Source organism: Nonomuraea composti, assembly GCF_012034275.1.
Classification (GTDB): domain Bacteria; phylum Actinomycetota; class Actinomycetes; order Streptosporangiales; family Streptosporangiaceae; genus Nonomuraea; species Nonomuraea composti.
This window is the reverse complement of the sequence record NZ_JAATEP010000079.1, coordinates 1-12,434: the sequence shown is the minus strand read 5'-3', so window position 1 is coordinate 12,434 and position 12,434 is coordinate 1. Positions and strand designations below refer to the sequence as shown.

The 12,434-nt window shown below is 72.2% G+C and carries 9 protein-coding genes; 6 read left to right on the top strand and 3 right to left on the bottom strand.

Annotated elements, in window-relative coordinates; genetic code table 11:
* Positions 1-30: 30 nt before the first annotated feature.
* Entirely contained in the window at positions 31-438 is a 408-nt protein-coding gene (locus HCN51_RS52800) for a DUF3040 domain-containing protein (protein ID WP_080047032.1), read from the top strand.
* A gap of 192 nt (positions 439-630) precedes the next feature.
* On the opposite strand, the gene HCN51_RS52795 is transcribed toward HCN51_RS52800, so the two are convergent.
* Genes HCN51_RS52795 through HCN51_RS52785 form a run of 3 tightly spaced genes read right to left on the bottom strand, consistent with a single transcriptional unit; the run spans position 631 to position 5,353 of the window.
* Positions 631-3,063 carry a transglutaminase TgpA family protein gene (locus HCN51_RS52795; RefSeq protein ID WP_168021224.1) on the bottom strand — a complete coding sequence of 811 codons (2,433 nt, stop codon included), beginning with the start codon at positions 3,061-3,063 and terminating at the stop codon, positions 631-633.
* Positions 3,060-4,322: a DUF58 domain-containing protein gene (locus HCN51_RS52790; protein WP_080041068.1), complete on the bottom strand. Its 1,263-nt coding sequence runs from the start codon at positions 4,320-4,322 to the stop codon at positions 3,060-3,062. Before HCN51_RS52790 ends, HCN51_RS52795 begins: the two co-directional genes overlap by 4 nt.
* Complete coding sequence (locus tag HCN51_RS52785; protein WP_428981584.1) at positions 4,319-5,353, bottom strand: AAA family ATPase; 1,035 nt, start codon at positions 5,351-5,353, stop codon at positions 4,319-4,321. Before HCN51_RS52785 ends, HCN51_RS52790 begins: the two co-directional genes overlap by 4 nt.
* Positions 5,354-5,779: 426 nt before the next feature.
* Between HCN51_RS52785 and mraZ the strand changes: the two genes are divergently transcribed.
* From mraZ to HCN51_RS52760, 5 genes are all read left to right on the top strand, one after another.
* Entirely contained in the window at positions 5,780-6,211 is a 432-nt protein-coding gene (gene mraZ, locus HCN51_RS52780; RefSeq protein ID WP_080041066.1) for a division/cell wall cluster transcriptional repressor MraZ, read from the top strand.
* A gap of 222 nt (positions 6,212-6,433) precedes the next feature.
* Complete coding sequence (gene rsmH, locus HCN51_RS52775) at positions 6,434-7,399, top strand: 16S rRNA (cytosine(1402)-N(4))-methyltransferase RsmH (RefSeq protein ID WP_168021220.1); 966 nt, start codon at positions 6,434-6,436, stop codon at positions 7,397-7,399.
* Entirely contained in the window at positions 7,389-8,120 is a 732-nt protein-coding gene (locus HCN51_RS52770) for a hypothetical protein (RefSeq protein WP_168021186.1), read from the top strand. The genes rsmH and HCN51_RS52770 overlap by 11 nt, the downstream gene beginning before the upstream one ends.
* A 1,031-nt stretch (positions 8,121-9,151) precedes the next feature.
* Positions 9,152-10,885, top strand: coding sequence for a peptidoglycan D,D-transpeptidase FtsI family protein (locus tag HCN51_RS52765; RefSeq protein WP_487353037.1), 1,734 nt, complete (start codon positions 9,152-9,154; stop codon positions 10,883-10,885).
* A gap of 40 nt (positions 10,886-10,925) precedes the next feature.
* Positions 10,926-12,434 (top strand): UDP-N-acetylmuramoyl-L-alanyl-D-glutamate--2,6-diaminopimelate ligase (locus HCN51_RS52760; RefSeq protein ID WP_168021188.1); only part of this gene is annotated, 1,509 nt, incomplete at its 3' end.

The following is a 12,434-nucleotide window of genomic DNA, read 5'->3' as shown; positions in this document are numbered from 1 at the left end:
CCCGTCCTGGGGCCGTCCTTGGGAGGCGCCGTGCCGCTCTCTGAGCACGAGCAGCGCTTGCTCGACCAGATCGAGCAGGCCCTCTACGCCGAGGACCCGAAGTGGGCCAACACCGTAAGGATCAGTGACCCGCGCAGCCATTACAAGCGTCGCCTGATCAAAGCCTCCATCGGCTTTGCCCTCGGCGTCGTGATCATGATGGTCGGCGTGGTGTCGAGTGGCGCTGCCCTGATCCCGCTCGGCGTCGGCGGTTTCGTGGTCATGCTCGCCGCGTGTCTGTGGGGCCTGTCCAGCTGGAAAAAGATGAATGGGTTCGGTGACACCGCCCCCGCCTCAGGCACGGCACCTCCTCCGGGCAAGCAGGCCCGCAGGGGCAACCGGGGCAGTTTCATGGAGCGCATGGAAGAGCGCTGGCGCCGTCGTCACGACGAGCGCTGAACGAAGCACGACCGCACATGCGGCCGCCCCCCTTTCCGGGGACGGCCGCATGTGCGGTCGGTGTGTTCCCAGCGGCTTCGGGTGTTCCCAGCGGCTTCGGGTGTTCCCAGCGACTTCGGCGTGTTCGCAGCTACATCGCAGGCGCCCCCCGCGTGCGCGGGCGATGGTCACCCGCGCACGCGTTCCCGCGGCTCAGCCGCCCTTCTGGGCCGCCGTCCGCCGCAGCCTGATCGTCTCCAGCAGGTCGAAGCCGTCGAGCAGCCGCTCGCCCAGGAGCCGCAGCCGGCGCAGCGTCGACGGGGGCAGCAGCACCGCCCGTACCCGCCTGCCGCGTGACACCGTGGCCGCCAGTGCCTGCCGCACCTTGCGCAGGTCCTTGCTCATCGGCTCGATCCGGCCCGGGTCCCGGGCGAACAGCACCCGCTCCACGGCCGAGGCGATGGCCGACAGGGCCGCCGCCGACTCGGCGTCGAGCTCGTACTGCTGGGTCAGCCGCCGGGCCAGCGCCCTCGGGGTCTCGCTGGTCTCGCGGGCCATGCCGTAGTCGTACAGCACGTCGTCCAGCTCCGCCCACGCGGCCGCGACCGTGAGCCGGCCGCGGCCCGAGACCATCCTGGCCGTCAGCTCGTCGGACGGCTCCGACACCTTCCGGCCGAGGCCGCGGACCCGCCGGCTCCTGGTCACCAGCCGCGCGGCCGCCGGGATCAGCAGGAGGAGCAGCAGCGCCGCCAGCCCGATCCCGATCTTGGCGATCAGCGGCATCGAGTCGTCGGGCGGCAGCGTGCCGGTCGCGACCGTGCCCTCGCGGTCCAGCTCGCGGATGTTGCGCCGGGCCGTCGGGCTCTGCGGCTCGTCGGCGGAGGAGCTGCTCGCCCCCGGCGTCGGCGTGCTGCTCGTCCCGGTCGTCTCCACCGGCCGCGGCTGCGCGTACACGGGCACGCGCGCGCTGCCCTGCCCGGCCGCCCCCGACGGGGTCGGCTCGAACGGCAGCCAGCCCACTCCCTCGAAGTACAGCTCCGGCCACGAGTGGGAGTCGTTCGTGCCCACCTCCCACCGATCGCCGACCTGCACGCCGCCCGTGTAGCCGATCGCCACCCGCGACGGGATGCCCACCTGCCTGGCCAGCACCGCCATCGACGCGGCGAACTGCTCGCAGTAGCCGACCCGGTCACGGATCAGGAAGTCGCGCAGCGCGGAGCTGCTGTGCCCCTGGGTGTGCAGGTCGTACTGGAAGTTGCCGGGCTTGGTGAAGAACTCCTGCAGCTTCAGCGCCGCGTCGTAGGTGGTGGTGGCGCCCGCCGTGACCTCCTCCGCCAGGTCCTTGACCTCCTGCGGCAGGTCCTCCGGCAGGGTGAGGAAGCGCGGGTCCACCTCGGGGCGGATGCCGTCGAGGGAGTCGAGCAGGTCCACGGTTGGCTCGGGCTCGCTGGTGGCCACCTCGTACTCGAGGCCGGCGGCCTCCTCGCGGGTGGAGAAGACCATTAGCGTGTCCACGTCGGCCCGCCAGTCGCCGTCCACCCTGATCTCCCGTGGCGGGTACGGCAGCGGCAGGAACCGCAGCCGCGCGATCTCGTCGCTGATCCTGATGTTCGTGACGACGTTGTTGATCTTCGGCTCGGGGCCGAGTCCCGGAGGCTCGGGCAGCGGGCCGTTCTCCGTCCTGTTCTGCGGCGCGCCCTTCGGCTGCGTCATGCCGAACTGCTGGCCGTCGAACGTGTCCAGCGCGTAGATGCGCAGGTAGCGGGGCTTGTTGTCGTTGTTGGCGTAGGTCAGCACCACCCGCCGCTCCGGCAGGTCGAGCTGGCCCTTCAGGTTGGCGATCGGGTTGGGGATGCTGATCGAGTTGCCCGGGCCCGAGCCGCGCCCGCCCACGCCGAACGTGAAGAACGACACCGGCTCCATCGCCGGCAGCGCCGCCGGCAGCAGCACGGCCAGCAGGATCGCGGCGAACCCGATGCGCTTGCCCGACAGCCGCAGCCCGCTGGTGTCGGCGGCGGTCCGGGCCGCGGACGGCGTACTCGAAGTGGCCTGGCGGGTGCGGCGCACCAGCACCGCGCGGCCCCAGTGGCCCACCCGCTCGCGCCCGTCGGCGATCAGCAGGCTGATGAAGCCGAGCGCGGCCACGATGAACGCCCACCAGCTGATCGGCTCGGACAGGATCGTGGCCGGCACCGTCGCCAGCGCCAGCAGCGGCAGCCCCGACAGAGCCGCTCGCCGCACCCGCGCGGCGAGCAGGTCCACGGCGATCGCGATCAGCGCCACGCCGCCCGCCGTGAGCAGCGTGATCCCCTCGGTCTCCGGTACGGGGGCCGCGAAGCGCTGGATGTCGGCCCAGCCGACGCCGAGCAGCCTGCCCAGCTCCACCACCGAGGACTTCGTGGGCACCACCAGCGCCCACGCCTTGTCGGAGGCGAAGGACAGGGTCAGGAAGATCCACGTCGCGGCCAGCCCCAGCAGCGGCGCCGCCCACGCCGGCAGCGACAGGCGGCTGCTCACCAGGCCCGCCGCCACCACGGCCAGCACGACGCCGAGCGACGTCCAGAACCAGCCGCCGCCCTGGAAGAGCGGGGAGAGCAGGAACGCCGCGGTGAACGAGGCCACCCCGGCGGCGATCGTCAGTCTCATGCCGCTCCTCCGGCGGGGTTGAGCGCGTACCTGCCGCGGTTGGCGGCGTCCTGCCACACGGAGGCGATCGAGGTGCCGGCGGGCAGCCGCACGATGCGCCAGCCGTAGCCGGCCAGCACGGTCTGCACGGCCAGGTGGTTCTCCTCGGCGGCCCGGTCGCGGCTCTCCCACGTGCTGACGTCGAGCAGGACGGCCACGGCGGTGATGCCGCTGTGCCGCAGCCGCGCCAGCTCCCTGGCCTCGTCGGCGTCCATCGCGCCCAGCACCGCCACGATCAGGCCGTCGCCACCGCCCGAGCGCAGCGCCGAGATGCCCATCTCCAGGGAGCGGGCCGGGCTGTGCCGGACCACGGCGAGGGTGTCGAGCAGCGAGTAGCTCAGGCCCGAGTCGGTCAGGTGCTCGGCGCCCTGGTCGGTGACCAGCCGCAGGCCGAGGCCCTCGTGGGCGAGGTGCACGCCGATCGAGGCCGCGGCCGAGACGGCCACCTCGAACGACGAGCGCGGGCCCTCGCCGCGGTGCGCGTGCCGGCGCGTGTCCAGCAGGAGCGCGCCGCGGCTCTGCCACTGCTGCTCCTCGCGGCGCACCATCAGCTCGCCGTAGCGGGCCGTCGAGCGCCAGTGCACCCGCCGCAGGTCGTCGCCCTGCCGGTACTCGCGCGGCGCCACGTCGTCGTCGCCGGCCGCCGCGACGCTCCTGGTCCTGCTGTCGCCGCCGCCCGTCCACTCACCCGACAGCCGCACGTGCGGCAGCGCCGCCACGTGCGGCGTCACCACCAGCGTGTCGCTGATCGTGAACGAGCGGGTCAGCTCCACCAGCCCGAACGGGTCGGCGATGCGGATGGACAGCGGGCCGATCGTGTACCGGCCGCGCAGGTCCGAGCGGACCCGGTAGTCGATCTCCCGCACGCCGCGCGGCTCGACCCGGTCCAGGACGAACCGGGGCCGCACGCCCAGCGCGTACGGCACCGTGTCCTCGATGAGCAGCAGCCCCGTGGGAAGTCTCGTGACGTTCTCCAGCCGCAGGGTCACGGTGGCCTCTCCGCCCACCTCGGCCCTCGGCGGGTCCAGGCGCCGGGCGCAGCTCAGCCGGTAGCGGGTGCGCGCCACCACCATCGCGGCCAGCAGCGGCAGCGCCGTCACCAGGACGCCGATCCTGAACAGGTCGTTCTCGCCCAGCAGGAACGCCATGAGCAGCGCCGCGATCCCGGAGGCCAGGAACGATCTGCCCCTGGACGTCAGCGCCTTGAGTCCGGCTCTCATGAGGAGCGGGTCTCCGGCACCGGGACGCGCCTGACCAGATCCGTCACCACCTGCTCCGGCAGGCGCCGCTGCCCCTGGGCCTCGACACTCGGCAGGAGCCGGTGGGCCAGCACGGGGATGGCCAGGTCCTGGAGGTCGTCGGGGATGACGTAGTCGCGGCCCGCCAGCGCCGCGTGCGCCCGCGCGGCCCGTACGAGCTGCAGCGTGGACCGGGGAGAGGCGCCCAGCCGCAGGTCGGGGGAGTGGCGGGTGGCCACGACGAGGTCGATGGCGTACTTCTTGACCGCCTGCGAGACGTAGACGCCGCGCACGGCCTCGATCAGGGCGCGCACCTCGGCCGTCGTCGCCACCGGCTCGAGCTTGTCGAGCGGCGAGGTGCCGCCGTGCACGTCGAGCATCTCCAGCTCGGCGGTCGGCTCGGGGTAGCCCATCGCGACGCGCGCGGTGAAGCGGTCGCGCTGCGCCTCGGGAAGGGGATAGGTGCCCTCCATCTCGATCGGGTTCTGGGTGGCGATCACCATGAACGGCGCGTCGAGCTGATAGGTGCGTCCGTCCACCGTCACCTGGTGCTCCTCCATGCACTCCAGCAACGCGGACTGCGTCTTGGGGGAGGCACGGTTGATCTCGTCACCGACGACGATGTTGGCGAAGACGGGCCCGGGCTTGAACTCGAACTCGCGCGTCTGCTGGTTGTAGGCGCTCACCCCGGTGATGTCGCTGGGCAGCAGGTCGGGGGTGAACTGCACCCGGCGCACCGGGCAGTCGATCGAGCGGGCGAGTGCCTTGGCCAGCATCGTCTTGCCGACGCCCGGCACGTCCTCGATCAGGAGGTGGCCCTCCGCGAGCAAGACGGTCAGGGTGAGGCGGACGGCGTCGCTCTTGCCCTCGATCACCGATTCGATGGCCTGCCGAATCCGGTGGGCTGTGGAGACCAGCTCGTCGAGCTGGGGAGGGACGTCATGGGTTACTGCCACCAGGCCTCCATGAGAAGTGCGACGGCTGTCCCGGTACGGTGCCTTTGCGGGAGCCATGCCATTCCTTTTCCATTGTGTGTACGACCCTACGACGCTGCGGGTTCTTGAGCGACATTTGCGGATATTCCAGCGAACACCGGCAAAGTTCCTGTTCTTGTGGCATAGCAGTGCGAATCCAGTGACACTGTGCCGCCCGCTACACCCCCACCGGGCGCCCCACTTTCCCCCACTCGCAGCCTCCACCGTGCCCGTAGCCCCTATTTCCACGGGGTTCGCAACCCTCGACACGCCCATGAGGGTTGGCCGCCCGCCCACCGCCCCCCACCCCACGCCACCGCTCTGACCTGCGGTAACGCAACGGAAACCGATGATGAAGACGGTTCGAATCAGTTGACGGTGGGGAGAAGTGGAGTATGGTGGTGCGCAGTGGAGAGCCCGGTGCACCAGCGCTGAGCGCTTCACGAGGCACGGGAGGTGGGGCCGATGTTCCTCGGCACCCATCAACCGCGTCTGGACGACAAGGGACGGCTGTTCCTGCCGGCTAAGTACCGTGAGGAGCTGGCGGAGGGTCTTGTGATCACCAAAGGCCAGGAGCGATGCCTCTACGTGTTTCCCGTGGAGGAGTTCCAGCGCATTACCGAGGCTCTCAGCACCGCCCCGGTCACCGCCAAGGCGGTGCGTGACTACAGCCGCGTCTTCTTCGCCAGCGCGTCCGACGAGAAACCAGACAAGCAAGGACGCATCACGATCCCGCAGAGCCTGCGCCAATACGCGGGGCTGGAGCGTGACTGCGTCGTCATCGGGGCCAACACCCGGCTGGAGATCTGGGACGCACAGGCCTGGGACACCTATCTCAGTGAGCAGGAGCAGGCGTTTTCCGAGCTGTCGGAGGAGGTGCTGCCAGGGATCTTGTAGTGACCACGGTCGATCCGTCGGTGATGTCGTTCGGCGAGGTCTCCACCCGCAACCACTGTCTGCCAGCTGATGCACCTTCCCCGGTGTCAGATGGCAGGCGTCCACGAAGAGGGTGCGGATGGGGACCTGGCCGGGCGGCTCCGGGTGGGGACCCAGGAAAGGACCGGCGAACGATCGATGAACGCGTCATCCGCGAGCAAGGACGCGAGAGGGGGGTTGGAGATGAGTGACGACGCCGGCATCGGCGGTCACGTTCCGGTGATGCTCGAGCGCGTTCTGGAGCTGCTCGGCCCCGCACTCTCCGGGCCCGCACCCGTCGTCGTCGACGCCAACCTCGGGCTCGGCGGCCACTCCGAGGCCCTGCTCGCCGCCTACCCGTCGCTGCACCTGATCGGCATCGACCGCGACCCTTTCGCCATCGACTTCTCCACCCGCAGGCTCGCCCCCTACGCTGAGCGCACCACGCTGGTCCACGCCTCCTCCGCCGACCTGGCCGACGTGCTCGCCCGCACCGGCCGCACCGCGATCGACGGCGCCCTGTTCGACCTCGGCGTCTCCTCCCCGCAGCTCGACGAGGCCGAGCGCGGGTTCGCCTACTCCTACGACGCGCCGCTCGACATGCGCATGGACACCTCCCAAGAGCTGACCGCCGAGCAGGTCGTCAACACCTACAGCGCCGCGGAGCTGACCCGCATCCTGCGCGACTACGGCGAGGAGAGATTCGCCCCGCGTGTCGCGGGCCTGATCATCAAGGAACGCGCCAAAGAGGCAATAACGTCGACGAAGCGGCTGGCGGACATCGTCCGCGACGCCATCCCCGCCGCGACCCGGCGCACCGGGGGAAACCCCGCCAAACGCACTTTCCAGGCACTGCGCATCGAGGTGAACGCGGAGCTGTCCGCCCTGGAGGCGGCGCTGCCCGCGGCACTCGACGCGCTCGTGCTCGGCGGGAGAGTCGTCGTGCTCTCCTACCACTCACTCGAGGACCGGCTCACCAAGCAGGCCCTCACGGCGCGAACCAGGGACACCAGCCCCCCCGGGCTGCCCGTCCCGCTACCGGCTCACCAGCCAAGGTTCCGCCTGCTGACGAGGGGAGCGGAGCTCCCAAGCGACGAAGAGCTCGCCCGCAACCCGCGGGCGGCCTCGGCCCGGCTACGGGCGGCAGAGAGGATCCGTGTTGACGACTGAGCAGGAGACCGGCAAGGGCACGCCCGGCCGCCGCACCGTGCCCAAGACGGGCACGCGCCGCTCGGCGACCACGCAACAGCCCAAGCCGCGTCCCCGTCCCGACACCCGGCACGAGCCCGAGGCCAAGCGCTCGGCCGCCGAGCAGGCCCGCGCCGACGCCGCAGGGAGACGGCCGGCCGGCGAGCGCGCCCGCGGTGACGTTCGCGCTGACGTTCGCGGTGACGCGAGCGGCACGGCGCCCGCGCGCGCCGGCGGTGCCGCCGGTCGTGAGGCGCCGGCCGCTGAGCGGGTGCGCAGCAAGGGCCGCGGCACGCCGCTCGTCGAGCGGGTGCGCGGCCAGGCCGCGAGCCGGCGGCCGGTGGGCGGGCGCCCGCATGCCGAGGCAGGGCCGGGCCGTCCCGCGCCGCGGCGCCGTCCCGCGCGCCGGCAGCGGGCGCCGTTCGTGCTGCTCGTCGTCGGGCTCCTCTGCGGCGGCCTGGTGAGCCTGCTGCTGCTCAACACCATGCTCGCCAAGGACGCCATCACCGACGCCACTCTGCGCCAGGAGATCGCGGAAGCACGCCTGCAGAACGAGCAGATCGACCAGAAGTACCAGCTCAAGACGCAGCCCGAGAACATCGCCGACCTCGCCGAGAAGCAGGGCTACAACCGCGACTGGGACGAGGTCAACAGCTGGAGCAGCGCGGGCGACCAGGCTAGCCAGGTGGACACGGAGCGGTGAGGGAATCAGGCGGCAGGGGGCAGGGTCCCGGCCGCGGCGCTGGCGGCGCCGGCTCTCAAGGAGGGCCCGGCGCCGCTCGTCGTACGCCGGGAGGCCCGGGCCGGACGGGGCGCCAAGGAGGCGCCTCCCGATCTGACGGCACCCGATCTGATGGCACTGGGCGTCCGGCGTCGCCGGAGAACCCGCCGCGACGCCCGCGCGACCCCCTCGACCTGCCGTTCGGGCCCGACGCGTTCGGCCGCGACGAGGACCGCGACCGCACCGACCGCACCGGCCGCACCGGCCGCGACTCCGGCGACGACGCCCGCGGCCGTTCCGGGCGTGACTCCGGCGACGAGGTGCGCGGCCGGGCGCGGCGCGACCGGGGTGACGACGCCCCCGGCCCGCGCGGCCGTTCGGGGCGCGAGCGTGGTGACGACGTGCGGGGCCGGTCCCGGCAGGAGCCGGCCGACGGCGCCCGCAAGCGGCCCCGCGACGACGGCGACGGCCCGCGCGGGCGGGGCGCCCAGGGGCGTGAGGACGCCGAGCGGCTCAAGGGTCGCGTGCAGGGGCGCGACGAGCGGGGGCGCGGCCGTTCAGGCGATCGGGCGGGCGACAGGGCGGACGACCGGCCGGCCGGTTCACGCGGCCCGGCCTCCGGCGCTGGAGGCCGTGGGGCCGCCCCAGGCGGTGCACGAGGCGCCGCGTCCGGTGGCGCTGGCGCTCGCGGTGCGGCGTCCGGCGGTGCTGGAGGCCGCGGTGCCGCTTCCGGCGGCACCGGGAGTCGCGGTGCCGCGGCCGGTGGTGCCGGGAGCCGCGGTGCCGGGCCGGTGGGCGCGGGAGCCGCGGGTGCCGGAGCGCGCGGGGCGCGGCGGGAGCCCGTCCGGGAGCGGCCGGAGCCGGGACGGACCAGGCCGGAGGCGGGGCGGACCAGGCCGGAGGCCGGGCGCGCCGGCGGGGAGGCGCGCGAGCGGGCGGCGCGCAGGGGCGGCGACGTCCCGCCGCCGCGCGGCCCGCGCAGGCCGCCGCCCAAGCCGCCGCGCCCGCCGCTGGTGCTGCGGCTGGGCAGCCCGCGCAGGCGGATCAACTTCGGCCTGATCGGCATGACGTTCGTCCTGTCGATCTTCGCGGGCCGCCTGATCCAGATGCAGGGTCTCGACTCCAAGGTGTACGAGGCCGCCGCGGCCGACCAGCGCCAGCACACGGAGACGATCCCGGCCAAGCGCGGCTCGATCACCGACGTCAACGGCCACGACCTGGCGGTGACGGTGGAGGCCCGCGAGGTGTCGGTCGACCCGACGAAGGTGCCGGCCGCGGTGCGTCCGAAGATCGCCAAGATCCTGGCGCAGCAGCTCGGCAAGGACGAGCAGGAGATCAACGCCAAGCTGGCCAAGACCGGCACCCACTACCAGCTCCTGGCCAGAGACGTCGATCCCGTGGTGGCCACCCGGCTGCTGCAGGCTCGCGAGTTGCCCGCGCTGTCGGCGAAGAAGACGTACAAGCGGTTGTATCCCGCGGGCGACCTGGCGGGCAGCCTGATCGGGTTCGTCGGCGACGAGGGCAACGGCCTGGGCGGCATGGAGCAGGCGAAGAACTCGCTGCTGGCCGGGCGCGACGGCGAGCAGCGCGTGGAGACCGGGCGCGACGGCCAGCGTATCCCGATGACGAGCAGCCAGCGCACCGCGCCGGTGGACGGCCAGGACGTGCGCCTGACGATCGACCGCGACATCCAGTGGGCGGCCCAGAAGTCGATCGCGGAAGAGGTGCGGAAGTCCGAGGCCGACAGCGGCACCGTGATCGTCATGGACGTGCAGACGGCGCAGATCATCGCCATGGCCAACGCCCCCGAGCTCGACCTGAACAACTGGCGCAAGGCCCCCGAGTCGCGCTACATCAACAAGGCCGCCGCCGACGTGTTCGAGCCGGGCAGCACCAACAAGGTGATCACCGCCGCCGCCGCGCTGGAGGCCAGGGTGGTGACGCCCGACACGGTGTACCAGGTGCCCGACAGCATCAAGTGCTATGACCAGGTGCTGCGTGACGCCCACGCGCACAAGGTGGAGGCGCTGACGTTCCGCCAGGCGATGGCGCAGTCGAGCAACGTGGCCACGGTCATGGCGGCGCGCAAGGTCGGCAGCCAGAAGCTGTACGAGATGCTGAAGGCGTTCGGCTTCGGCACGGCGCCGGGCGGCGGCGTGCCGGGCGCGGAGGCGGGCCTGCTGCCCGACTACCGCAAGTGGTCGGGCAGCCAGAGCTGTACGGTCGCCTACGGGCAGGGCGTCTCGGTGACGGCGTTGCAGATGGCCAGCGTCTACCAGACGATCGCCAACGGCGGCGTGAAGATCGAGCCGCAGATCGTGGCGGGCACGACGGACGCCTCGGGCAGGTTCGTCCCGGCCGCTGCCGGTAAGCAGACCAGAGTGGTGAGCGAGACGACGGCCAAGGAGATCGCGACGATGCTGGAGAGCGCGGTGGGCGAGGAGGGCACGGGCCAGCTCGCCGCCATCGACGGTTACCGGGTGGCGGGCAAGACGGGCACGGCCAACCGCTACGATGCCGAGCTCGGCCGTTACGACGGTTACACGGCCTCGTTCGTGGGGTTCGCGCCGGCCGACAAGCCGCGGCTGGTGGTGCTGTCGGTGCTGCAGAACCCGAAGAAAGGCCACTTCGGCGGGCAGTTGGCGGCCCCCGTGTTCAAGGATGTGATGACGTTCGCCATCAAGAGCAAGAAGATTCCTCCCACAGGCTCCGCCGCGCCGACGGTGCGTACGCGCGCCGGACAGTGACCAGGGAAGGTACGCTCTCGCCGTGCGTCCCCCGTCGTCTATGCGTCCCACGACCAGCCCGCCACGCCCGCTGACCGGGCTCGCGACCATGCTCGACGCCGATTCGGGCACTTCGAGGTCGCCTCATGCCGCGCTGACCGGCGTCACCATCGACAGCCGTAACGTCAGACGCGGTGACCTGTACGTCGCGCTGCCCGGCAACCGGGTGCACGGCGCCACGTTCGCCGCCGACGCGATGGCGCGCGGCGCGGTGGCCGTGCTCACCGACCGCGCCGGTCGCGACGCGGCCGTGGCCACCGGGCTGCCCGTGCTCATCGTGCCCGACCCGCGCGCCCTGCTCGGGCAGATCTCGTCCTGGGTGTACGGGCAGCCGGCCCACGACATCCAGGTCCTCGGTGTCACGGGCACCAGCGGCAAGTCCACCACCACGTTCATGCTGGAGGCGGGCCTGCGGGCGGCCGGGCACCGGGCGGGCCTGGTGGGCGGCGTCGAGATCCACGTGGGAGACCTGCGCTTCCAGCCCACGCTGACCACGCCGGAGGCCAGCGACCTGCACGGCCTGTTCGCGCTGATGCGCGAGGAGGGCGTCACGGCGGCCGCCATGGAGGTCTCCAGCCACGCGCTCGCGCTGGGCCGGGTCGACGGCATCTACTACGACGTGGCCCTGTTCACGAACCTGTCGCAGGACCACCTCGACTTCCACAAGTCCTTCGAGGAGTACTTCGCGACGAAGGCGAAGCTGTTCCAGCCGGAGCTGAGCCGCGTCGGGGTGACGAACCTCGACGACCGTTACGGCCGCGAGCTGCTCGACCTGGCGAAGGTGCCGATGACCACGTTCTCGGCGCTGGGCGACCCGGAGGCGGAGTGGCGGGCGGTGGAGGCCAGGCTGGGCTCCGACGGCAGCACGTTCCGCGTGGTCGGGCCCGGCGGGGTGGAGGCCGACGCGAGCGTGGCGCTGCCCGGCCCGTTCAACGTGGCCAACGCGCTGGGCGCGATCGTCACGCTCGTCGAGGCCGGGGTGCCGCTGCACACGGCCGTGCACGGCGTCGGGTCCCTCACCGGGGTGCCGGGGCGCATGCAGCGCGTCACGGGCGCCCAGGACGACTTCCAGGCCGTCGTGGACTACTCGCACAAGCCGGGCGCGGTGGAGTCGGTGCTGCGCTCGCTGCGTACGGTCACCGAAGGCAAGCTGACGATCGTGCTCGGCTGCGGCGGCGACCGCGACAAGGGCAAACGGCCCGTCATGGGGGAGATCTCCGCCGAGCTGGCGGATGTGGCCATTTTCACGAGCGACAATCCGCGCTCGGAGGATCCACTGGCCATCCTCGCGACGATGATGGAGGGAGCGCTCCGCGTTCCGCAGCACGACCGCGCTCATGTGATCATTGAGCCCGACCGCGCGGCCGCCATCGGCCTGGCGATCGCCCGGGCCGGGCGCGGCGACGTGATCGTCGTAGCAGGCAAGGGTCACGAGCAGGGCCAGTACGTTTCAGGCGAGGTGATCCCCTTCGACGACCGCGAAGTGGTCGCCGAAGCGATCGACGCACGC